Annotated in this window: 21 protein-coding genes; 13 read left to right on the top strand and 8 right to left on the bottom strand. The window is 72.0% G+C overall.

Annotation, left to right across the window (positions count from 1 at the left end):
- The first annotated feature begins 126 nt into the window (after nucleotides 1–126).
- Entirely contained in the window at nucleotides 127–651 is a 525-nt protein-coding gene (locus tag ACGFNV_RS08705) for a DUF4245 domain-containing protein (RefSeq protein WP_393620600.1), read from the top strand.
- A 64-nt stretch (nucleotides 652–715) separates the two neighbouring features.
- Here the strand turns inward: ACGFNV_RS08705 and ACGFNV_RS08700 are convergent, their stop codons facing one another.
- The 3 genes from ACGFNV_RS08700 to xseA all read right to left on the bottom strand — a co-directional run bounded on the left by ACGFNV_RS08700 (nucleotide 716) and on the right by xseA (nucleotide 2,938).
- Nucleotides 716–1,306 carry a malonic semialdehyde reductase gene (locus ACGFNV_RS08700; RefSeq protein ID WP_393620598.1) on the bottom strand — a complete coding sequence of 197 codons (591 nt, stop codon included), beginning with the start codon at nucleotides 1,304–1,306 and terminating at the stop codon, nucleotides 716–718.
- Between the two features lie 140 nt (nucleotides 1,307–1,446).
- On the bottom strand, nucleotides 1,447–1,680 hold the full coding sequence (locus tag ACGFNV_RS08695) for an exodeoxyribonuclease VII small subunit (protein WP_389422691.1): 234 nt from the start codon (nucleotides 1,678–1,680) through the stop codon (nucleotides 1,447–1,449).
- Between the two features lie 43 nt (nucleotides 1,681–1,723).
- On the bottom strand, nucleotides 1,724–2,938 hold the full coding sequence (gene xseA / locus ACGFNV_RS08690) for an exodeoxyribonuclease VII large subunit (protein WP_393620595.1): 1,215 nt from the start codon (nucleotides 2,936–2,938) through the stop codon (nucleotides 1,724–1,726).
- Nucleotides 2,939–3,008: 70 nt separating this feature from the next.
- Between xseA and ACGFNV_RS08685 the strand changes: the two genes are divergently transcribed.
- Nucleotides 3,009–4,034 carry a 4-hydroxy-3-methylbut-2-enyl diphosphate reductase gene (locus ACGFNV_RS08685; RefSeq protein WP_393620593.1) on the top strand — a complete coding sequence of 342 codons (1,026 nt, stop codon included), beginning with the start codon at nucleotides 3,009–3,011 and terminating at the stop codon, nucleotides 4,032–4,034.
- Nucleotides 4,035–4,063: 29 nt separating this feature from the next.
- Complete coding sequence (gene ppgK / locus ACGFNV_RS08680; protein WP_393620592.1) at nucleotides 4,064–4,810, top strand: polyphosphate--glucose phosphotransferase; 747 nt, start codon at nucleotides 4,064–4,066, stop codon at nucleotides 4,808–4,810.
- 72 nt (nucleotides 4,811–4,882) lie between these two features.
- Here ppgK and ACGFNV_RS08675 read toward each other — a convergent pair whose 3' ends face one another.
- A complete protein-coding gene (locus ACGFNV_RS08675; protein WP_393620591.1) occupies nucleotides 4,883–5,296 on the bottom strand; it encodes a DUF6542 domain-containing protein in 414 nt (137 codons plus the stop codon).
- 600 nt (nucleotides 5,297–5,896) lie between these two features.
- On the opposite strand from ACGFNV_RS08675, the gene ychF reads away from it, so the two are divergent.
- On the top strand, nucleotides 5,897–6,985 hold the full coding sequence (ychF, locus tag ACGFNV_RS08670) for a redox-regulated ATPase YchF (protein ID WP_393620590.1): 1,089 nt from the start codon (nucleotides 5,897–5,899) through the stop codon (nucleotides 6,983–6,985).
- Nucleotides 6,986–7,095: 110 nt separating this feature from the next.
- Here the strand turns inward: ychF and ACGFNV_RS08665 are convergent, their stop codons facing one another.
- Nucleotides 7,096–7,677: a Uma2 family endonuclease gene (locus ACGFNV_RS08665; protein ID WP_393620588.1), complete on the bottom strand. Its 582-nt coding sequence runs from the start codon at nucleotides 7,675–7,677 to the stop codon at nucleotides 7,096–7,098.
- A 67-nt stretch (nucleotides 7,678–7,744) separates the two neighbouring features.
- On the opposite strand from ACGFNV_RS08665, the gene ACGFNV_RS08660 reads away from it, so the two are divergent.
- Entirely contained in the window at nucleotides 7,745–8,341 is a 597-nt protein-coding gene (locus ACGFNV_RS08660) for a hypothetical protein (protein WP_393621467.1), read from the top strand.
- On the opposite strand, the gene ACGFNV_RS08655 is transcribed toward ACGFNV_RS08660, so the two are convergent.
- The gene (locus tag ACGFNV_RS08655; RefSeq protein ID WP_393620587.1) at nucleotides 8,325–9,236 is read right to left on the bottom strand and encodes a LysR family transcriptional regulator; all 912 of its coding nucleotides are present in this window, start codon (nucleotides 9,234–9,236) and stop codon (nucleotides 8,325–8,327) included. The two genes, ACGFNV_RS08660 and ACGFNV_RS08655, sit on opposite strands and share 17 nt — an antisense overlap.
- Before the next feature lie 90 nt (nucleotides 9,237–9,326).
- Here ACGFNV_RS08655 and ACGFNV_RS08650 point away from each other — a divergent pair, with 90 nt between their 5' ends.
- Nucleotides 9,327–10,157, top strand: coding sequence for an oxidoreductase (locus ACGFNV_RS08650; RefSeq protein ID WP_393620586.1), 831 nt, complete (start codon nucleotides 9,327–9,329; stop codon nucleotides 10,155–10,157).
- A 156-nt stretch (nucleotides 10,158–10,313) separates the two neighbouring features.
- Complete coding sequence (locus tag ACGFNV_RS08645; protein WP_393620585.1) at nucleotides 10,314–12,536, top strand: DEAD/DEAH box helicase; 2,223 nt, start codon at nucleotides 10,314–10,316, stop codon at nucleotides 12,534–12,536.
- A gap of 16 nt (nucleotides 12,537–12,552) precedes the next feature.
- On the opposite strand, the gene ACGFNV_RS08640 is transcribed toward ACGFNV_RS08645, so the two are convergent.
- A complete protein-coding gene (locus ACGFNV_RS08640; protein ID WP_393620584.1) occupies nucleotides 12,553–13,773 on the bottom strand; it encodes a serpin family protein in 1,221 nt (406 codons plus the stop codon).
- Nucleotides 13,774–13,975: 202 nt separating this feature from the next.
- Between ACGFNV_RS08640 and ACGFNV_RS08635 the strand changes: the two genes are divergently transcribed.
- The 6 genes from ACGFNV_RS08635 to ACGFNV_RS08610 all read left to right on the top strand — a co-directional run bounded on the left by ACGFNV_RS08635 (nucleotide 13,976) and on the right by ACGFNV_RS08610 (nucleotide 20,558).
- A complete protein-coding gene (locus tag ACGFNV_RS08635; protein WP_393620582.1) occupies nucleotides 13,976–15,184 on the top strand; it encodes a DUF4190 domain-containing protein in 1,209 nt (402 codons plus the stop codon).
- Nucleotides 15,185–15,331: 147 nt separating this feature from the next.
- A complete protein-coding gene (locus ACGFNV_RS08630; protein ID WP_393620580.1) occupies nucleotides 15,332–16,084 on the top strand; it encodes a GntR family transcriptional regulator in 753 nt (250 codons plus the stop codon).
- Between the two features lie 318 nt (nucleotides 16,085–16,402).
- Nucleotides 16,403–16,594 carry an SPOR domain-containing protein gene (locus tag ACGFNV_RS08625; protein WP_133927298.1) on the top strand — a complete coding sequence of 64 codons (192 nt, stop codon included), beginning with the start codon at nucleotides 16,403–16,405 and terminating at the stop codon, nucleotides 16,592–16,594.
- Between the two features lie 31 nt (nucleotides 16,595–16,625).
- Entirely contained in the window at nucleotides 16,626–17,036 is a 411-nt protein-coding gene (locus ACGFNV_RS08620) for a (deoxy)nucleoside triphosphate pyrophosphohydrolase (RefSeq protein ID WP_393620578.1), read from the top strand.
- A gap of 122 nt (nucleotides 17,037–17,158) precedes the next feature.
- Nucleotides 17,159–17,593 carry an ATP-binding protein gene (locus ACGFNV_RS08615; RefSeq protein ID WP_393620576.1) on the top strand — a complete coding sequence of 145 codons (435 nt, stop codon included), beginning with the start codon at nucleotides 17,159–17,161 and terminating at the stop codon, nucleotides 17,591–17,593.
- A gap of 352 nt (nucleotides 17,594–17,945) precedes the next feature.
- Nucleotides 17,946–20,558, top strand: coding sequence for a SpoIIE family protein phosphatase (locus ACGFNV_RS08610; RefSeq protein ID WP_393620574.1), 2,613 nt, complete (start codon nucleotides 17,946–17,948; stop codon nucleotides 20,556–20,558).
- 60 nt (nucleotides 20,559–20,618) lie between these two features.
- On the opposite strand, the gene ACGFNV_RS08605 is transcribed toward ACGFNV_RS08610, so the two are convergent.
- Nucleotides 20,619–22,160 (bottom strand): hypothetical protein, encoded by a 1,542-nt coding sequence (locus tag ACGFNV_RS08605; RefSeq protein ID WP_393620572.1) that lies wholly within the window; start codon nucleotides 22,158–22,160, stop codon nucleotides 20,619–20,621.
- Nucleotides 22,161–22,507: the final 347 nt, after the last annotated feature.

The raw sequence follows: 22,507 nt of genomic DNA, 5'->3' as shown, positions 1-22,507 counted from the left end.
GAACGCACCTTTCTGATACGGCGACGGCCGGATGAGGGTGTTGTGCCCCGACTCTATCGCCAGGTCGACAGAATGAGCAGGGGACCCCACGGATGAGCGGCCCGGGCACCTGCGACGATAGGGGGCGTGGCAGGTTCGAACGGCAAACAGAAGACGGTCCGGGACATGGTCCTCTCCCTGGGCCTCATCCTGGTCGCGGGCTGGGTGATGTACCTCTTCATCCCGCACGAGGATCACGCTCCCGACGTCAAGCGGGTGGACTACCGCGTCGAGCTCCTCACGGCCCGCCGCGCGGCGTCGTACCCGGTGGCCGCGCCCGAGGGGCTGCCCGCCGAGTGGAAGGCGACCTCCGTCCGCTTCAAGGGCGACGACTTCGACGCCTGGCACCTCGGCTTCCGTGCCCCCGACGGTGAGTACGTCGCGATCGAGCAGTCCACTCAGAAGCGCTCCACGTTCATCGACGAGGCGAGCCAGGGCGCGAGCGAGACGAAGACCACCGAGCAGATCGGCGGCCGGAAGTGGACCCGCTACACCGGCGGCCGCTACGACGCCCTCGTCCTCCAGGACATGAACGGCTCGACGACCGTGGTGGCGGGTACGGCGTCGTTCGCGCGGCTGGCGGAGATGGTCGGGGCGCTGAAGCTGGCCTGACCCGTGAACGCGACAGGCCCCCGGCTGTGTGCCGGGGGCCTTTGCCGTACGCCGCTACCGCGGATCAGACGGTGGTGACGACCTCGTCGAACGCCAGGCGCGGGGAGCGCGGGTAGGAGGCGTTCTCGCCGGGCTTGCCGATGTTGACGACGATCAGGGGGGTGTGGTCGTCGTCCAGGAACTCCTTGCGGATGCCCTCGGCGTCGAAGCCGGTCATCGGGCCCGCGGCCAGGCCGGCGGCGCGGACGCCGACGATGAAGTACGCGGCCTGAAGAGCGGCGTTCAGCGTGGCGGAGCCCTCACGGGCGGAGCGCTCGCCGAAGAAGACGTCCTTGGCCTGGGGGAAGGCCGGGAAGAGGGTCGGCAGCTCCTCGTGGAACTCGTTGTCCGCGGAGAGGATCGCCACGAGCGGGGCGGAGGCCGTCTTCGGCTGGTTGCCCTCGGCCATGTGCGCCACCAGGCGCTCACGGGCCTCGGTGGAGCGGACCAGGGTGATGCGCAGCGGCGTCTGGTTGAAGGCGGTGGGGCCGAACTTGACCAGGTCGTAGATCGCCTGCACCTGCTCGTCGGTCACCGGCTCGTCGGTGAAGGTGTTGGCGGTGCGGGCCTCGCGGAAGAGCAGGTCCTGGGCGGCGGGGTCAAGAACGAGAGACATGTGGGACTTTCCTCCGGTGTGCGTCCGGATCCGGCGCGCCGGACCGGCTGACGGCTACGACCGTACGACAGGGAAGTTCAACCTTCAACAAATTCCGGGGCGTGGTGATCGGCCTCACACGCCCGGACACCCCCGCCCGCCTACTCGCCCCCGGCGTCGCCCTCTTCCTCGGCCTCCTCGGCCAGCGCCGCGTCCAGCCGCGCCCGCGCGCCCTCGAGCCACCGCCGGCACACCTTGGCCAGCTCCTCCCCGCGCTCCCACAGGGCCAGGGACTCCTCCAGCGTCGTACCGCCCGCCTCCAGCCGCCGTACGACCTCGATCAGCTCGTCGCGCGCCTGCTCGTAGCCGAGCGCCTCATCCACCTTGCTGGTCATCCACTCACCCTAGTCATCAACGGTCATCGGCAGTCATCAACGGTCATCGGCTCGTATCGACCCGTACGGAGAACTCGCCCTCGGCGACCCGCGCGCGCAGCGCCTCGTCCGCCGCCACCTCGCCCGGATCGCGGACCACGTGCCCGTCCGCCTTCTGGAGCACCGCGTACCCCCGCTTCAGGGTCGCCGCGGGGGAGAGGGCCACCACGCGCGCGTGCGTGTGCGTCAGCTCGGAGTCGGCGCGGTCGAGGGCATGGCCGAGGCAGCGCCGGGCGCGCTCGGTGAGCGAGACGACGTGATCGGCCCGCTCGTCGATCATCCGGTGCGGATCCTCTATCACCGGCCGGGCCAGCGCATGGGCCAACCCGCGCTCCTCCCGCTCCAGGAACGCCCCCACGCACCGCCGCGCCCGGTCCCGCAGCATCCGCACACGCTCGTACTCCTCGCCCACGTCCGGTACGACCTTCTTCGCGGCGTCCGTGGGCGTCGAGGCGCGCAGATCGGCGACGTAGTCGAGAAGCGGGGTGTCCGGCTCGTGGCCGATGGCCGACACGACGGGCGTACGACAGGCCGCGACCGCCCGCACCAGCTGCTCGTCGGAGAACGGAAGCAGATCCTCCACGCTGCCCCCGCCCCGCGCGACGATGATCACGTCCACGTCGTCGATCGCGTCGAGGTCCTTCACGGCCTGCACCACCTGCGGCACGGCGTGCACGCCCTGCACCGCGACGTTGCGCACCTCGAAGCGGACGGCGGGCCAGCGGTGCCGGGCGTTCTCCAGCACGTCACGCTCCGCCGCGGAGGCCCGCCCGCACACCAGCCCCACCAACTGCGGCAGGAACGGCAACCGCTTCTTGCGCTCGGCGGCGAACAGCCCCTCCGCCGCCAGGGCCTTCTTCAGCTGCTCCAGCCGCGCGAGCAGCTCCCCGACACCGACGGGCCTTATCTCCACGGCCCGCAGCGACAGCTGCCCCCGAGGCGCGTACCACTCCGGCTTCGCCTGGACGACGACCCGGGCGCCCTCCCCGACCACATCGGCGACCGCGTCGAACACCTGCCGGAAACAGGTGACGCTCACGGAGATGTCGTACGACGGATCCCGCAACGTCAGAAACACGACGCCCGCACCCGGCCGCCGCGACAGCTGGGTGATCTGCCCCTCCACCCACACCGCACCGAGCCGGTCGATCCACGACCCGATCAGCCGCGAGACCTCACCGACGGGCAGGGGCGCTTCGGGCGACGTATTGACAGCCATGCGGCGAGGGTAACGGCCGGGACCGACAACCCGACGCGACGAACTCGGGCGCCTCCGGCGCGGCCTTACGATGGGGTGCATGACTGCTTCGCCTGGCCGCCGTGTCCTGCTCGCCGCTCCCCGTGGCTACTGCGCCGGTGTGGACCGCGCCGTGATCGCCGTCGAGAAAGCCCTCGAGCAGTACGGAGCCCCGGTCTACGTCCGCCACGAGATCGTGCACAACAAGTACGTCGTGCAGACCCTGGAGAAGAAGGGTGCCGTTTTCGTGGAGCGGACCGAGGAGGTGCCGCCCGGGAACATCGTCATGTTCTCGGCGCACGGCGTCGCCCCCGTCGTCCACGAGGAGGCCGCGCGCGGCAAGCTCGCCACCATCGACGCCACCTGCCCCTTGGTCACCAAGGTCCACAAGGAAGCCGTCCGGTTCGCGAACGAGGACTACGACATCCTGCTGATCGGGCACGAGGGCCACGAGGAGGTCATCGGCACCTCCGGTGAGGCCCCCGACCACATCCAGCTCGTCGACGGCCCCACGGACGTCGCCAAGGTCGAGGTGCGCGACCCCTCCAAGGTCGTCTGGCTCTCCCAGACCACGCTGTCCGTCGACGAGACCATGGAGACCGTGGACGCGCTGAAGGAGAAGTTCCCGCAGCTCATCTCCCCGCCCAGTGACGACATCTGCTACGCCACGCAGAACCGTCAGCTCGCCGTGAAGCAGATGGGCGCCCAGGCCGAGCTGGTGATCGTGGTCGGCTCCCGCAACTCCTCCAACTCCAAGCGGCTCGTCGAGGTCGCCAAGCTCGCCGGCGCGCGCGAGGCCTACCTCGTGGACTTCGCCGACGAGATCGACGAGGCGTGGCTGGAGGGCGTGACCACGGTCGGCGTCACCTCCGGTGCCTCCGTGCCGGAGGTACTGGTCGAGCAGGTCCTGGAGTGGCTCGCCGGACGCGGCTTCGAGGACGTCGAGCTCGTCAAGGCGGCCGAGGAGTCCATCACCTTCTCGCTGCCCAAGGAACTGCGCCGCGATCTGCGCGACGAGGCGGCCGCGCTGGTCGCCGAGCGCGGTGGGGCGGGGGCGGCGGACGCCCCTGCGGAGTGACGGTCCGTCGTCCGTCGTAACGTGGGGCCATGCAGATCTTCGGTGTGGACATCGGCGGTTCCGGGATCAAGGGCGCCCCTGTGGACCTGGACAGGGGCGACCTGACGGAGGAGCGCTTCAAGGTGCTCACCCCGCACCCGGCGACGCCGGACGGCGTCGCCGACGGCGTGCGGCAGGTCGTCGAGCACTTCGGCTGGACGGGACCGGTCGGGCTGACCTTCCCCGGCGTCGTCACCGGCGGGTCCACGATCCGCACCGCGGCGAACGTCGACAAGAGCTGGATCGACACGGACGCGCGCGCGAGGTTCAGCGAGCGCCTGGGCGGTCTCCCGGTGACGGTCGTCAACGACGCCGACGCTGCGGGCGTCGCCGAGATGCACTTCGGCGCGGGCAAGGACCGCCCGGGCACGGTCGTCCTCCTCACCTTCGGCACCGGCATCGGCAGCGCCCTCTTCGTCGACGGCGCCCTCGTCCCCAACACCGAGCTCGGCCACCTCGAACTGCACGGCCACGACGCGGAGAAGCGCGCGTCCAGCAAGGCCAGGGAGGACGAGGAGCTGACCTGGGAACACTGGGCGCGCCGCGTCCAGAAGTACCTCGCCCACGTCGAGATGCTCTTCTCACCCGAACTCTTCATCATCGGCGGCGGCGTCAGCCGCAAGGCCCACAAGTTCCTCCCCCACATCGAGGGCATCAAGGCGGAGATCGTCCCCGCCCAGCTCCAGAACAACGCGGGGATCGTGGGGGCGGCGATGCGGGCGGCGGAACACGGCTGAGGTCTGCCCGGGACGGCACCGGTGGCCGCCCGGTGGTCGGCGGTCGGGAAGTGGTGCGGGCCGCCGCCTGGGTCAGCGGAAGTCTCGGACCGGGCGGTGGTTCATCAGGCGCACCTTCCGTACCGTCGCGATCAGGGCGGCGACGAGTGTGCCGCCGTACAGCCAGCCCGCCTGGGTGGCGAGGGCGGTGAGGAGGCCCACCAGCCAGCCGCTGAACCCGTCACCGCCGCCGGCCACGGGCAGCAGTCCGAGGGCGAAGCCGATCGGCACGACGACCGGCGCGGTCAGCAGGTCGGCCCGCCGGATCCAGACCGCCGTCAGCACGCACACCGGCAGGAACAGCACGGCGTACACGGTGAGCGAGCCGAACAGCAGCTGGTCGACACACCCGAGCAGGAACATCACCAGCATGCAGAAGAGCCCGCCGCCCAGCCCCGTGAGCCGGGGGTTCGGCAGCCGCCGCACCGACTGGACGACGGGCGGCACCGCCTTCTCCCCCGCCGACGGCCGCCGAGGAGGCCCGGGCCGCACGGGCCGCGGAGCGGGCCGGCCCGTATGCGGAGCGGGCCGGCCCGTATGAGGAGCGGACCGCTTGGGTGCGCCGCCCGCGCCCTCGCGCACTGAACCCGCCCCTTCCCTGGCTCGACCCGCGCCTTCCCGCGCCGACCTCCCACCGTTCCTGCCCGGACCCGCACCGTCCGGGCCCGGGCCTGAGCCCTCCCGTCCCGGGCCTGAGCCCTCCCGTCCCGGGCCTGAGCCCTCCCGTCCCGGCCCCGAGCCCTCCCGGGCTCGGCGTGCGGCCTCGCGTGCCGGGCCGTCGCCTCTCGTGCCGTCGCGCCGCGCCGCCTGCGGGGGCAGGGGCGGCCGGCCGTCGCGTCGCGTTCCGGGCTGCGGGGGTCGCGTCCTGTGTTGCTCCACCGGACCAACTTAGGTCGGTTTATGTGCCGAATGGGGCCTCAGACACGCCGAGGGACAGAGCTTGGCCAAGCGTTCGACGCGTCGCCGTGGGGCCACCGGACACGCCGTAAACTGGGGGATCGGCCAGCCCTCTGGCCCCTTGGCCCTCTCACTACGGGAAGTCGCAACGTGTCGCTCACGATCGGAATCGTCGGTCTGCCGAATGTCGGCAAGTCGACCCTGTTCAACGCCCTGACCAAGAACGACGTGCTGGCGGCCAACTACCCGTTCGCCACGATCGAGCCCAATGTGGGCGTGGTCGGTGTCCCCGACCCCCGCCTCGACAAGTTGGCCGAGATCTTCGCTTCCCAGCGGATCCTCCCGGCGACCGTCGACTTCGTCGACATCGCCGGCATCGTGCGCGGCGCGAGCGAGGGCGAGGGCCTGGGCAACAAGTTCCTCGCGAACATCCGCGAGTCGGACGCGATCTGCCAGGTCATCCGTGCCTTCAAGGACGAGAACGTGGTCCACGTCGACGGCAAGGTCTCGCCGAAGGACGACATCGAGACGATCAACACCGAGCTGATCCTCGCCGACCTCCAGACGATCGAGAAGGTCCTGCCGCGCCTGCAGAAGGAGTCGCGGATCAAGAAGGACATCGCGCCCAAGGTCAAGGCCGTCGAGGAGGCCAAGGAGATCCTGGAGAAGGGCGACACGCTCTTCGCGCACGGCATCGTCCAGGGCAGCGAGCGCGCCGAGCTCCTCCACGACCTGCACCTCCTCACGACGAAGCCTTTCCTCTACGTCTTCAACGTCGACGAGGACGAGCTGACCGACGACACCTTCAAGGACGAGCAGCGCGCCCTGGTCGCCCCCGCCGAGGCGATCTTCCTCAACGCCAAGCTGGAGCAGGACCTCGCCGAGCTCGACGAGGAGGACGCCCTGGAGCTCCTCCAGTCCGTCGGCGCCGAGGAGCCCGGCCTCGCCACCCTCGCCCACGTCGGCTTCCGCACCCTCGGCCTGCAGACCTACCTCACGGCCGGCCCCAAGGAGTCCCGCGCCTGGACCATCAAGAAGGGCGCCACCGCCCCCGAGGCCGCCGGAGTCATCCACACCGACTTCCAGAAGGGCTTCATCAAGGCGGAGGTCATCTCCTTCGAGGACCTCGTCGAAACCGGCTCCGTCGCCGAGGCCCGCGCCAAGGGCAAAGCCCGCATGGAGGGCAAGGACTACGTGATGCAGGACGGGGACGTCGTGGAATTCCGGTTCAACGTTTAGCCGGTGGAATGACCTGTGACGTCATCACTTACGTGCAGGAAGATCCTTTAGTCACTCGCACCTACTGGTAGATGACTCAAGGGGCCGGACAACACGCTGTCCGGCCCCTTTCAGTTGCCCCGGGGCGGGGTCAACTTCTCCAGGTCGAGAGTGATCTCGAAGGGCACCGGACGCCGGAGTGAGCCCCGGAAGATGCCCGCGGGGGCGTAGGCGCCGGTCGGCTCGTCGAGCTCGTACACGTGGACCACCGGGGTGCCCGCCTCGTCCTCGACGCACCAGTAGTGCGGGACGCCCGCCTCCGCGTACTTGCGGAGCTTGACCGTGCGGTCACGGTGGGCGGACTCGGGGGAGACGACCTCGATGACGAGGCGTACTTCCTCCGGGGCGAACCAGGTCCGGTCGCCGTCGAAGTCGGCAGTGGTCACCAGCAGATCAGGCTCCGGCCGGTTGCGCTCATCCAGCCTTATGGTCATCTCCCGGCTGACCCGGGCTTCCGGGGGAGCCTGCTCCATGAGGGCCAGGGTGAGCATGGTGACGAGGTGGCCGTGCCACCACCTCTGCGGCGACATCATGAAGACGAGCGCTCCGTCGATCAACTCGGTGTGGCGTGGTGCCTCGGGGAGGCGATCCAGGTCCTCCGCGAACCAGCCTTCCGCGCGCGGCGGGCGCATCCAGTCGGGCAGTGCGGTCATGGGACAACCCTAGCGAGCCCGCGGGCGTGGAACGGGATCCGCGGCGGCCGACAATATGTCCGTGGACATGTGCGTGGACGTCGTCGCGACACTCGAGGCCGCTTCGCTGCTGGTGCCGGAGAGGGCCGCCACCGCCGACGACATCACCGTCACGGACGTCTGGGATTACCTGGCGCACGACGAGTGGGAAGTGGCGCTCGATCTTCTTCAGGAACTCCGCGGAGCGTGGACCGCACCGCCGGGCTTCTGGGAGGAGCTGGGGCGGGCGGCCGAGATGCTGGGGCTCGAGCGGAGTCGGGAATGGTGCTGGTGGCGGAGCGCCGAGACACGGGTGGGTGTCATCCGGGCGGAACTCGCGCTCGACCCCGCCGGGGTGTCGTTCCGGCGCACGCCGGTACCGGGCGCGGGGGTGCTGCGGCCGATGTGGGACATCGGTCATCGTGTGGAGGACGGGAGCAGCGAGCTGGACATCGCGCGGGTGTGGGTGGAGTTCGCCCCCGACCTGCCGCCGGGCGGGCGCGCCGCGGTCCGGCTTCTGCCGCTGACCCCGGCCCGGTGGACGCACCTCGGCCCCGGCGACCGGATCACGATGTACGAGTGCGCTGTGGCTGGTGGCAGCGCGACGATCCTGGAGGTGTGCCCCCCGGTCACGCTCCGCCCGTAGCCCGCCGGCACGCCTGCGCGTACGCCCGTACCAGCGGGCGGTGCTCGTCCTCGCGGCGCCAGGCCAGGACGTAGCGGCTGGGGCTGACACCGTGGACGGGGCGGGTGGTGACACCGCCGAGGGTGAGGAGCGGGACGTTGCCCGTGGCGACCAGGCAGATGCCGAGGCCGGCGACCAGCGCCTCGTACGTCTCCTCGGTGCCGGCGATCTCCGCGCCGATCCGGGGTGGGCGGCCACCGCGGGCGTCCAGGGCGAGCCAGTAGTCGCGCAGGGGGCCAGAGCTCTTCGGGAGGGCGAGGAACGGCTCGTCGAGCAGGTCCGCGAAGTCGATCTCGGCGCGGGCGGCCAGGGGATGGGTCTCGGGGAGGGCGACCTGGAGCGGTTCCTCGGCGACCACCGTCCAGGCGTACCGTTCCTGGTCGGGCAGGGGCAGCCATACGAAGGCCACGTCCGCGTCGCCGTCGGCGAGGCCCGCGGACGGGTCGTCCCAGTTGACCTGGCGCAGCCGGACGGCCGCCTCCGGGTGCGCGGCTGTGAAGCGGGAGCGGATCGCGGGCAGGAGGCCGCCCCGCCCCGGACTGGTGCTCATGCCGACCACCAGCGTGCTGCGTTCCGCCGTGCGAGCCTCCTCCACCGCGGCCGCGGCCCCCGCCCAGGCGTCCAGCACCCGGCGCGCGTGCGGCAGCAGGGCCGTGCCCGCCGCGGTGAGCGCCACACCGTGCCGGTCGCGCCGGAACAGGTCCACACCCAGCTGCCGCTCCAGGGCCCGGATCTGTTTGCTCAGCGCGGGCTGCGACACGTACAGGCGTTCGGCCGCGCGAGTGAAGTGCAGTTCCTCGGCGACCGCGGCGAAGTAGCGCAGGTCGCGTACATGGACGTCCATCGTCATAGCCATTGGTTATCACCGTAAATCTTGGACGCGCAGTCGCCTTCGCCAGCAGGCTTGTTCCAGAGACGAGTTACTGCTGATGGACGAGGAGCGGTCATGAACAAGGTCTGGCTGGTGACGGGTGCGAGCAGCGGTTTCGGGCGGGCGATCGCCGAGGCTGCGCTGGCCGACGGGGACGTGGTCGTGGGCGCGGCACGGAGAATCGACGCGCTGGCCGACCTGGTCGCGGCCCACCCCGACCAGGTGGAGGCACTGTCCCTGGACGTCACCGACACGGCGGCGGCACAGATGGCCGTACGGGACGTCGTGGACCGGTACGGGCGGATCGACGTGCTGGTCAACAACGCGGGGCGCACCCACGTCGGTGCCTTCGAGGAGACCACGGAGGAGGAACTGCGGGAACTGTTCGACCTGCACGTCTTCGGGCCGGCGGCCCTCACGCGCGCGGTGCTGCCGCACATGCGCGAGCGACGCTCGGGGGCGATCGTGCAGATGAGCAGCATGGGCGGGCAGATGTCCTTCGCGGGCTTCTCGGCGTACAGCGGGACGAAGTTCGCCCTGGAGGGCCTGTCCGAGGGACTCGCCGACGAGGTACGGGAATTCGGGATCAAGGTGCTGATCGTGGAGCCTGGCGCCTTCCGCACCTCGCTGTTCCAGAACGGCCGCGCCGGAGTCAGCTCCGACAGCGGTGTGTACGCCAAGGTGAGCGAGACCCGGGGCTTGGTCTCCGGCGGCGACGGCAGCCAGCCCGGCGACCCCGCCAAGGCCGCGGCACTCATCCTGGCCGCCCTGAACGCCGAGCACACCCCGCTGCGCCTCCCGCTCGGCGACGACGGCGTCACGGCTGTCCTCGGCCACCTCGACCAGGTCCGCGCGGAAGTCGAGGCGTGGGAGAAGCAGACCCGGGCGACGGGCTTCGACGACTGACCTGAGCCCGGCGGGGCGCCGGTGACCGGTGGCAAGCGACCGGTGACTCCATGCTCGCCCTTTCTCCGCTCCGGACCCCGCTCCGTTGTCAGTGCCGCGTGCCACGATGGACATCCTTCGGGGCGGATACGGGGCGGACGCGGGACGGGGGGTGGCATGGAGACGGACGTACCGCGGATCGGGCGGCAGGTGCGGGATCTGCACGGGGAGGGTGTGCGGCTGTACGACGCCGCGCGCACCCTCCTCGCCGATCACCGGCGTGCCCTCGACGCCGTCCGCTCGGCACTCGCCCCGCTCCGGGACGAGCTCGTGGCGAAGGAGCTGGAGTCCATCCCGGTCTCCCGGCTGAAGGACGTCACGGAGGGGCGGCTGCGGCTGGCCGCGATCGAGGCGGCGGGGCTCCGTTCGGTGCGGGCGGTGTACGAGGCGAGCCGGTTCGAGTTGCGGGAGATCCCCGGCGTCGGCGCCCAGACCGCCGACCAGGCGCTCGCCGCGGCCCGGCAGATCGCGCGGGCGGTCGAGGAGACCGTGTCCGTGCGGATCGAGGTCGACCGGCCCGAACCCCGGACCGCCGCCCTGGTCGGCGCGCTGTACCGGCTGGTCGAGGCCGGCCCCGAGCTGCGGCGGGCCGTGGACACCGCCGAGCGCCTCCAGGGCAGGCTCGCCGAACTGCTGCCCGCGGCCCGGCCGGCGACCGGCAGACTGCGGCTGGCGCTCGCCGGCCGGCGCCGTCGGGACGACGCCCTCGCGGCGGTCGCGGAGCTGCGCTCGCTCACGGCCGAGGCCGCCGACACGGACGTACGGCTGCGGCTCGCCCAGGCGTCGGCCGACCTGCTGCGCGAACCGGCCTCCGAGATCGAGGCCTGGGTCGACTTCGAGGTGCGGTCCGCCGAGTACTACAGCCAGCTGGCGGAGGTCTCCGCGCAACGTACGGACATCGCGGCCGCCGAGGGCTTCGTACCGTCGGAGGTGGCCGAACGGGTGCACGCCCAGCCGCTGGACGACACCCACCGCCGGGTCGCGCTGCGCGGCTACCAGTCCTTCGGCGCCCGTTTCGCGCTGGCCCAGCGGAGAGTCGTACTGGGCGACGAGATGGGGCTGGGCAAGACGGTCCAGGCGATCGCCGCGCTCGCCCACCTCGCCGCCGAGGGGCACAGCCACTTCCTGGTCGTGTGCCCGGCCAGCGTGCTGATCAACTGGACGCGGGAGGTCCGCGCCCGCAGCACGCTCAGAGCGGTGCCGGTGCACGGGCCGGACCGGCGGGACGCGTACGCCGAGTGGCGCGAGCGCGGCGGTGTCGCCCTCACCACCTTCGACGTCCTGCACACCCTGCCCCAGCCCGACGACAGCCCCGGCCCCGCCCTGCTCGTCGTCGACGAGGCCCACTACGTCAAGAACCGCGACACCCGCCGCGCCAGATCCGTCGCGGGGTGGACCGAGCGCTGCGAGCGCGTGCTGTTCCTCACCGGAACCCCGATGGAGAACCGCGTCGAGGAGTTCCGCACCCTGGTCCGCTACCTCCAGCCGGACCTGGTCCCCGTGATCCGCGAGAGCGACGCGGTCGCCGGGCCGCACTCCTTCCGCAAGGCGGTCGCACCCGCCTACCTGCGCCGCAACCAGCGGGACGTGCTCACCGAACTGCCCGCGCTGCTCCAGGTCGACGAGTGGGAGGAGTTCAGCGCCGCCGACCAAGACGCCTACCGCGCGGCGGTCCTGGAGGGGAACTTCATGGCGATGCGCCGGGCCGCGTACGCCGACCCCGAGAAGTCCGCGAAGCTGCAACGCCTGGGTGAACTGGTCGCGGAGGCCGCGGAGAACGGACTGAAGGTGGTCGTGTTCTCGTACTTCCGCGGTGTGCTGGAGACCGTCCGGGCCGTCCTGGGGGACGGCGTGTTCGGGCCGATATCGGGCGCCGTCCCGGCCGCCCGGCGCCAGCGGCTCGTCGACGACTTCACGGCGGCCGACGGGCACGCGGTGCTGCTCTGCCAGATCGAGGCCGGTGGGGTCGGCCTCAACCTGCAGGCCGCGTCCGTGGTCGTCCTGTGCGAACCGCAGGTCAAGCCGACCCTGGAACACCAGGCCGTGGCCCGCGCCCACCGCATGGGCCAGGTCCGCCCGGTCCAGGTGCACCGGCTGCTGGCCACGGACAGCGTGGACGACCGCCTGCTGCGCATCCTGGAGAACAAGAACCGCCTGTTCGACGCGTACGCCCGCCGCAGCGACACCGCGGAGGCGACCCCGGACGCGGTCGACGTCTCCGACGACGGTCTCGCCCGCCGCATCGTGGAGGAGGAACAGCGCAGACTGGCGGGGGAGCAGCCCGGACCCGCCGCGGAGCAGACGGAGCAACAGCAGACCGACCGACAACACACCGACTGACCCCCGCTTCTGACTGTCAGTCGGCGACCGGATCCTCCCCCGGCCAGTCGTACGCGTCCTCCCGGAAGGGCTTGGGCTCGCTCACCCAGCCCGCCGCGAGGGCGAGGTGGGTGTCGCGGTGGACGGTGAGGAAGCCGAAGGGGCGGTCGAAGGTCGCGCGGGCGGTGACCGTCTCGTGCTGCGGCTCGGGCCGCTCCTCCCAGCTCAGCCACACGGCCTCCATCGCCGTCACGGCCGCGGCCCGGAACCCCTCCGCGCTGAAGGTCGACGTGGCCGTCTGCCGCGCGGACCGCAGGGCGAGGGGCGCCGCGCTGATGCCCGGGAAGTGGCCAGGTGCGCCGTCGGCGGCCGTGGTCAGGCCGAACACCTCGGGGTGGGACAGCAGGTCGTGATCGACGTCGAGGGTGAACTCGACGGTGTCCAGCACGAGACTGGGCGGCTCCGGCTGGACGGTGCGGACGCTCTCCAGGCGCAGCCCGGGGCCCGGGTCCCCGAGTGGCAGCCCGCTACCGGGCACGGCGGCGACCTCGCCCGTCAGGATGTCCACGCCCGCGGTGAGCACCTGCCCGGGTGTCATCTCCGCGTCCCCGAGGAGGAGATGGACATCGATGCCGTTCGTGCCGCGCACGGTCACCCGGGTCACGGCACCGCCGGTCCGCGTCCGCGCGACGGCGAGGCTGTCGAGACCGGACTCGGTCCGGGTGAGCCCCGCGCGGTCCTCCCCGCCCGGCCAGAGGCCGACGGTGCCCGTGAACGGCGCCTCCCAGTCGGTCCGCAGCGCCAGCGCGGTCGCCAGCACCAGAACCGTACGCGGCTCCAGTACGACCGGCATGCGCTCGACCAGCCCCCCGGTCCGCTCGGCCGCCCAGCCGTCCAGCGCCGCCCGGTCGGCCTCGGGGTCCCCGGTGAGCACCCCGTGCGCCTCGACCGGCAGCCCGGCCTCCCAGGCCTCCCGCAGCTCCACTGTCCGCGAGGTCCACAGCCCCACGGCCGTGTCCAGGCCGTGTATCGCGGCCATCCCGGCCAGCAACTCCCGTGCCGCGGATCCCGCTTCGTCGGCGGGCACCGCCAACGCCTCCTCGAGCTCCGCCCGCGCCGCGCCCGCGGCGCCGTCCGCCAGGAAGGCCAGCAGCGGCCAGACCCCGGCGGCCGTGTACACGGTCTGGCCGTCCAGGGCGTCGGCCCAGCGCGCGGTCAGCCGGTTGACCGCCCGGATCGTCGCTTTCGTCGCCCGCATTCCGCCCCCGCTCCCCCCACGCTTACGATGCGCCCAGTCGTACGTCAGTTCAGCCGCTCCCGCACCCGAAAATCCGCGGCACCCACCCGGAACCAGCAGCACCCACCCGGAACCAGCAGCACCCCCGAGCGCGCCGCGCCCCGCACCGGCGACGCCCACCGCCACCCCCGACCAGCAGCACTCACCCAGGAGCACGGCAACCGTGTCCATACCCCCGCCCCCAGGCCCCCAGCAGCCCTCCGACGCCCAGGGCCCGTACCAGGTTCCCCCTGCGCAGGGCCCGTACGGGGTTCCGTACGGGCAGGGCCCGTACGGGGGGCCGCCGTATCAGACGTGGGGGCAGGGCTACAGCCCGTACAACCGGCCCGCGCCGGTCAACGGGATGGCCATCGCCGCGTTCGTCACCGGCGTCCTGTGCTTCCTGCCGGCCGTGGGGCTGGTCCTGGGGCTGATCGCGCTGGGGCAGATCAAGCGGCGTGGCGAGCGGGGCAAGGGGTTCGCCGTGGCCGGGGTGGTCCTGTCGTCCGTCGGTATCGCGCTGTGGGCCGTCACCCTGGCCACCGGCGCCCTGTCCGCCGCCTGGGACGACATCAAGGAGGGCTCGGGCAACTCCTCCAGCTACTCGCTCGCCAAGGGCGACTGCTTCAACGACCCCTCCGGCTCGCTGGAGGGCGTCACGTACGACGTCGACAAGGTGCCCTGCGCGAACACGCACGACGGCGAGGTGTTCGCCGCCTTCAAGATGACCGGCGCCACCTACCCCGGCGACGACAAGGTCACCGACACCGCCGACGACAGGTGCTACGCGCTCCAGGACACCTACGCGATGGACGCCTGGGCGCTGCCCGAGTACGTGGACGTGTACTACTTCACGCCGACCGAGCAGAGCTGGCGTCTCGGTGACCGCGAGATCACCTGCGTCTTCGGCAACACCGACGGCAAGGGAACCCTCACCGGTTCGCTGCGCAACGACGCCACGACGCTCGACGCCGACCAGCTCGCGTACCTGAAGGCGGCGCACGTCCTCAACGCGGCGATGGACACGGCACCCGAGAAGGAGTACGTCGAGGACGACCTGGCCGGGCACAAGGCGTGGGCGGGCCGTGTCTCCACCGCGCTCACCGAACAGGCGAGGATGCTCGAGGACCACACCTGGCCCTCCGAGGCCGAGCGGCCGGTCGCGGGCCTGGTCAAGGACCTGCGGGCCGCCCAGAAGGAGTGGGAGAAGGCCGCCCGCTCCGCCGACGCCGACACGTTCTACGAGCACTACGACAAGGGCTACGAGCTGACCGACCCCGACCACACCGTCACGGCACGCAAGGTTCTGGGGCTGGCCACCACCCCTCCGTCGTACGACGACAGCGGCAGTGGCACGGACGGCGGGGAAGGGGGAGCCGGCGCCGAGGTGTGATCGCGGCTATACCGGGGAGAAAGTGCCTGCGTAAAGCCCCTCACCCGTACATGTCATCACTTCGAGTGATTCTCTGGCCTCCGCTTGCATGGCACAACCGACGGTTGCCACGCTGTAGCTGTCTGTACAACCTGATGGGAGCGGCCAGTGACATTCGGTGAGCAGCCGGCGTACCTCCGTGTCGCGGGTGATCTTCGCAAGAAGATCACCGACGGCTCGCTGCCCCCGCACACCCGGCTGCCCTCCCAGGCCAGAATCCGTGAGGAGTACGGCGTCTCGGACACCGTCGCCCTGGAGGCGCGCAAGGTACTGATGGCCGAGGGGCTGGTCGAGGGCCGCTCCGGCTCAGGGACGTATGTGCGCGAGCGGCCCGTGCCGCGCCGGATCGCCCGCTCCGGCTTCCGTCCCGTCGGCGGCGCCACCCCTTTCCGTCAGGAGCAGGCCGACGCCGACGCGCGCGGCACCTGGGAGTCCAGCAGCGCGCAGACCGAGGCGAGCGGCGCCGTCGCCGAGCGGCTCGGCATCAAGCCCGGCGACCGCGTGATGTGCACGCGGTACGTGTTCCGGGAGGCCGGTGAGGCGATCATGCTCTCCACCTCCTGGGAGCCCCTCGCCGTCACCGGACGTACGCCCGTGATGCTCCCCGAGGAGGGTCCCCTCGGCGGCATGGGGGTCGTGGAGCGGATGCGCGCCATCGACGTCATCGTCGACAACGTCACCGAGGAGGTCGGCGCCCGCCCCGGCCTCGCCGAGGAACTCCTCTCGCTGGGCGGCGTCCCCGGCCATGTCGTCCTCGTCGTCCAGCGCACGTACTACGCCTCGGGGCGCCCGGTCGAAACGGCTGACGTGGTGATCCCGGCCGATCGCTACCGGGTCGCGTACCACCTCCCGGTGAAATAGCGCACACCTTTACGGCGGTTGCCCCCGGCACACCCCCAACGAGGGGTGGTGCGCGGGCGGTTGCGCTGCCGTCGTTTTCCGGTCGTTCTCGCAGGTCGCCCCGTATGTGGCCGCCATGCCGCCGACCCGGTGAGGGCAGTTGTGGGGGCGGCGCGTTCGCTGTTGTGCGCCCCCTCCGTTCTGGCTTGTTGCGTACCTCTTTGTGAAAAGCCGGATTCGCTGCGTGAAGGTTAGGCGTAGGCTCGGGCATATGCGGAGTGCGGTTTCCTTGGAGGGCGGGACATGGCCCGGGCCGCGGGCGGGAAGTGGAGGGGCGCGATGACCGACGGCACCATCTCTCTTCCCTGGCAGGTCATTCGGCAGGACGACAACGGCAATCGCTACCGCGTGGGCAGGTACGCGACCCGCGCCGAGGCCCAGAAGATCGCGGACAGCCTCGACGGCCGCGGACACAAGCAGCTCTACTGGGTCGAGCCCATCGGCCAGAACGGCGACGGCAGTCGCAACTGACGCGCCCCGTCGCTCCCGTAGGCTCCGGGCCATGACGGAACGGATCGTGGTGGTCGGAGCCGCCCTGCTCGACGGCGACCGCCTGCTCGCCGCGCGCCGGAATGCGCCCCCCGAACTGGCCGGACGCTGGGAACTGCCCGGCGGCAAGGTCGAACCGGGCGAGACGTCCGAGGCGGCGCTCGTGCGCGAACTGCGCGAGGAACTCGGCATCACGGCGGAGGTGCTCGCGCGCGTACCGGGGGAGTGGCCCCTGAGACCGCCCTACGTCCTCCATGTCTGGACCACCCGCCTCCACACCGGCTCCGGCGAGCCGAAACCCCTCCAGGACCACGACGACCTGCGCTGGCTGACCCCCGCCGAGATCTGGGACGTACCGTGGCTGGACCAGGATGTGCCGGCGGTGCGCGAGGTGCTGGCCCTGCTGGGGCGTGAGGCGCGCTGAGCGGCGGGGTGCCCGGAGGTGCGCAGGCGGCGCGTAGGCCGTTCGCGCCACAGGTGCGCCGTCACGGGCGGTAGTGCCTCCGCGATACCGGGTATGCCCCCATTAACCCCACGAAACCGGACATGGGTGTACGTCGCTGGGCCTGGGAAGTGATCGGCGTGAACGACACCGACGGTGACTGCGCCGAGTGGACGTTCCCCGCGGATCCCGGCGCCGTACGCACCGCACGCGCGGTCGTCCGGGGCAAACTGCGCGGGTGGGGCCTCGACAGCCTCGGCGACCTCGCGGCCCTGCTGGTCAGCGAGCTGGTGACCAACGCGCTGCGGCACGCCACCGGCCCCATCGGTGTCCGCCTGGTCCGCCCCGCGGGGCTGCCCGACGTCCTGCTGGTGGAGGTCTCCGACCCGCTCCCGGACCCTCCGCGCGAGCGGGCCGCCCAGCCGGAGGACGAGAGCGGCCGAGGCCTGCAACTGGTCGCCTCCTCCTCGCGCCGCTGGGGCAGCCGCCCCGGAGAGACGGGCAAGACGGTGTGGTTCGAACTCGCCGTCCCCGGTTGAAGCAGGACGAGGGAGACGAGGACGAGGAAGGCGAGGGGGTAAGGACGAGGAAGGCGAGGGAGGCAAGGAACGGGGGGGGAATCGGAGCGTGGTCAGGGCGGTTCGCGCTGTACGTCCGCACCCGTCCTGTCGACCCACTGGTTCCAGCCAGTGGTGATTGCCGGAACGGGTGATTCGACGACGTGTCCCCTGGTTAGAAGACTGGAAGTGTTCTCACGGCGCGGACCAAAAAACGCCTGGACCGTGCTGTGATCGTGAACACCGTGTTGTGTGGCGCCGTAGTGCTGGATACTGCGGGCAGCCGCCGCCGGTGACTGGTGCCGGACGCGGTGAGCTGGAGGGGACGGTTCGCGTGAGCGAGATACCAGCGAAGGCCACGGAGTCCGAGGACCCGTCGGGCGGCGCGAGGCAGGGGGGCGTCGATGCGCTTGCCTCCGTGGAGGCACCGCCCGGTGACGCCATGTGGCAGAGCAGTCCGCCCGGCTCGATCTACGACTACATCAAGGTCGCGTCCTTCTCCATCGGCGCCGACGGTCTGGTCGACCAGTGGAGCCTGCGCGCCGAACAGCTCTTCGGTATCGCCGCCGAACGCGCCGTGGGCATGGACCCCATTGAGGCATTCATCGACCCCGACCTCCGCGAGCGCGGCCAGCGCAAGATGGCCGAGATCCTCGACGGGCGGGAGTGGACCGGCGTGGTCCCCTTCCGGATGCCCGACCGGGCGGACGGGGAGCGCGGCGAGGAGGGACTCGCCGAGGTCTACGTCATGCCGACACGCACCCAGGACGGTGAGAAGGCCGCCGTCTGCATAGTCGTCGACGTCCGCACCCTGCGCAGCATCGAGACCGACCTCGCCGCCTCGCAGGCCATTTTCGGCCAATGTCCTTTCGGTTTCCTGCTGATCGACACCGACCTCAGGGTGCGCCGCGCCAACAACCGCTTCGCCTCACTCTTCGGCGGCAGCCCCGACCAGCACCGCGGCCGCGGGGTCCACGACTACCTGGCCCGCCCCGAGGCCGACCGGGTCTCCGCGACGCTGCGTCGGGTCCTGGAGAGCGGCGACTCCATCACGGACATGCACATCACGGGCTTCCTGCCGGGCTCCGACGAGCGCCGGCACTGGTCCATCAACCTCTACCGCGTGCACAGCGGCAGCGGCCGCCCCATCGGCATCGCCTGGCTCGGCATCGACATCACCGCCCGCCGCGCCGCCGCCCGCGAGGCCGCCGCCGCCCGGCGCAACCTCGCCCTCCTCAACGACGCCGGCGCCCGCATCGGCAACTCCCTCGACCTGGAGACCACCGCCCGCGAACTCCTCGACGTCGTCGTCCCCGGCTTCTGCGACCTCGCCACCGTCGACCTCTACCAGGGGCTCCTGGCCGGCGACGAGACCCCGCCCGGCCTCGCCGACGGCAGCGCCGAACTGCGCCGGGTCGCCTTCGCCAGCGCCGTCTCCGACGCGCCCTTCGTCGGCGGCGGAGCGCCCGTCGCGGTCGGCGCCGTCCACCACTACCCGTTCAACTCGCCCTGCGCGGACGCCCTGCGCACCGCCCGCACCCAGGTCGTGCCCGCCGAGGAGGGCGGCATCGTCCAGTCCACGCTGGCCGTCCCGATGGTCGCCCACGACACCGTCGTGGGGCTCGCGCAGTTCGCGCGGACGAAGGGCAGCGAGCCGTTCGGCGACCGCGACCGGGACCTGGCGGTGGAGTTGGCGGCACGTGCCGCCGTCTGCATCGACAACGCCCGCCTCTACCGCCGCGAGCACGAGCGCGCGTTGATACTGCAACGGTCCCTGCTCCCGCCCGGCGACCCGGTCGCCTCCGGCCTCGACATCGCCTGCCGCTACCTGCCCGGCCAGGCCTTCACCGGCCGCCCCAGCGAGGTCGGCGGTGACTGGTTCGACGTCATCGAACTCCCCGGCCACCGCACGGCACTGGTGGTGGGCGACGTGATGGGCCGCGGCCTGCGCGCGGCGGTCGCCATGGGCGAACTCCGTACGGCCGTCCGGACCCTGGCCCTGCTGGACCTCGAACCCGCGGAGGTCCTCTCGGCGTTGGACGAGATCGCCCGCGGCCTCGGCACGCCCGGCGGTGTCCAGCAGGCCACCCGCGCCGCCCGCCGCCCCCGGGAGGCGGACCTGTCGGAGGTGTACCTCGCGACCTGCGTGTACGCGGTCTACGACTCGGTGACGCGCCGCTGTACGTTCGCCAACGCGGGCCATCTGCCGCCCGTCCTGGTCGAGCCCGGCGAGCCCGCGCTCATGCTCGACGTACCGCCGGGCATGCCGCTCGGTGTCGGCGGCGAGCCCTTCGAGGAGGTCGAGGTCGAACTACCCGAAGGCGCACTGTTGGCGCTCTACACGGATGGACTGGTCGAATCGCGCGACCATCCGCTCGACGAGGGCCTCCAGGCGTTCGTGGGCGCGCTGACGGATCCGAGCAGCCCCCTGGAGGACGTCTGCGACCACGTCCTCAACACCCTCGACTCCCATCACGGCGAGGACGACATCGCGTTGCTGATGGCACGTGTACAGGGCCTGCCCACCGACTCCGTCGGCGACTGGACGCTGCCGCGCGAGCCGCGCAGCGTCGGCCGTGCCCGCGAGTACGCGCGCGGCCAACTGCTCAGCTGGGGCCTGGAGGCCCTGGTCGACACGGCGGAGCTGCTGGTCAGCGAGCTGGTGACGAACGCCCTGCGGTACGGCGAGGGCGAGATCAGGCTGCGGCTCCTCCTCGACCGCACCCTGGTCTGCGAGGTCTGGGACTCCGGCCTGGTCCAGCCCCGCCGCCGCCGCGCCCGAGACACCGACGAGGGCGGCCGCGGCCTGCAACTCGTCGGCCTTCTCAGCGCGGCCTGGGGCTCACGGCGCACCCCGCACGGCAAGACAGTGTGGTTCGAACTCCCCCTACCCGACGGGGAGACGACCGTGGCGGACCCGGCGGAGGCGCTGCTGAGCCTGTTCTGACGGGCCCTGGGCGTCTTCCAGACCACGCGACCTCATCGGGCGTCACAGTGCAAGGACCCCTTAGGGCAGCCGCTGCGCCGGGTTGCGCCGGGCGCGGGTGTCGGGCCCGCCGAAGCTCGCCGGCGGTCCGCCGTCGTCGGCGCCGCCCAGCAGCACCCCGCCGAGTACGGCACCGGCGACACCGCCCGCGTGCCCGGCCGCCGTACCGGCGTACGGATTCCCCTGCATGCGTACGTCCTGCTCGGCGAGGTCCCGGGCCGTCCGGGCGAGCGCGTCCGCGCTCAGGAGGTCCACCATGCCCGCGCCCTCCGTCGCCAGGAGCCGCTCCGCCTCCGCGAGCCGGGTGCGGGCCGTGCCGCCCACCGCGCTCCGGTGTGTCGCGACGAAGTCGGCGGTGGCGGCGGTGGCGGAGCGGGCGGTGAGCAGGGCGGCGGCCGGCAGCACACCGGTGCGCCCGGTGACGAGCGGTGCGGTCGCCCGTACGACCCGGCGCAGGACGTCGAGCGGGTCGTACGGATGCCCGGACGTCACCTCCTGCCGTACGACGGCCAGGGCGGCGTCGGCGTGGAGCACCCGGGCGCGCAGCTCACCGACGGTCACGTCCAGCCGGAGGGTGTCCGCTCCCGCGATCTCCGCCTCCGCGCCCGTGAGCGCGGCCGGGACCATCCGCGCGGCCTCGTCCAGCTCGGCGGCGAGCCGGTGCACCCCGTCGACCAGAACACCGGCCTGCGCCACGGCACCCTCGGCGGCCCGCAGATGGGCGGCGGCGTGCGCGTTCTCGCCCCGGTCGGCGGCCTGGCGTGCGAAGTTGAGACGCGTGGTCGCGAAAACAAGGCGGTCCTTGGCCTGTTCGACGGAACCGGTGACGGTGCCGGACGCGGAGGGGGAGTACCGCGTGAGGAGGCCCCCGAGGAGGGTGTCGGCCGCGCCGGTACGTCCGGCCAGCTCACGGAAGCGTGCCTCGGCGACGCCCAGAGCGTCATCGGTGCGTTGCTCCAGCCCCCTCAGCCGATCGAACCCGGGAGCCTCGGCATCCAGCCGCCGCCCCGCCTCCTCGCACCGCCCGATGATCCCGGCGAGCGCGTGCCGCCGCGCGGTCCCGTCGGCCGGCACGCCCTCGTCGTACAGCTGCCGCATCCGAAAGGCCGCGGCGAGTTCGGCGGCGGCCGCCTGCACGACCGAAGCGGCCGACTCGACACCCCCGGCGCCGAAACGGGCCTCGGCGAACCGGAGTTCCTCCCGACTGGTGCGCACACAGTCGTCGGCCTGAGCGAGCAAGGCGAGCGCCCACGAGTCGGGCTCGTCGGGCACCGGCGCCACCTGCACCGCTCCTCCGCGCCCCCCACCCGGCGTGGTCCGCTCCCGCCCTCTCCGGGTGCGCCGCACATACCCGTACCCGGCGAGCACGACCGTCACCCCGACGGCCACCAGCGGCAGCACAAGATCAGCGACGGGCGCCCCGCCCTCCTCGGCCGCACTCGCACCGGGCCCCTCGCCCATGATCGCAACCGCGGGCTCCGCCCACACCGTCCTCCCCAGCAACACGAAGCCCACCAGCGCATACGCCCACCACAATCGGCCCCGGTCCAAGGATGGCGTCACATTTTGCAGCGTATGGCCGACATTGCGCCCACGCGACCTCTGCACACCCGAGCAGGGCCACGTGCGGCGAACCGATCACCGAGGGGGACACGCCGATGAACAACCCACAAGAGCCACAGGCCCCGACCGAGGCGACGAGGCTCCGCCCGAGCCCCCCGGAGAAGCCGGGCGCCGACCCGACTCCGGAACAGCAGCCGCCGCCGGCCGAGGGCGTGGCCGCTCGGCCGGGGGCGCCGTCGCTCGGCCGTGACGCGGAGGCCGATGGTGTGCGTGGCGGCGCGGTCGCCGACGGTGACGGCGTTTCGTCGGGGGCGCTCGCATCGGACGGCGGCGCGGAGGTCGCCGAC

It is taken from the genome of Streptomyces sp. NPDC048751, assembly GCF_043198595.1.
In the GTDB taxonomy this organism is placed as follows: Bacteria; Actinomycetota; Actinomycetes; order Streptomycetales; family Streptomycetaceae; genus Streptomyces.
This window is presented reverse-complemented; position numbering and strand designations above follow the sequence as displayed.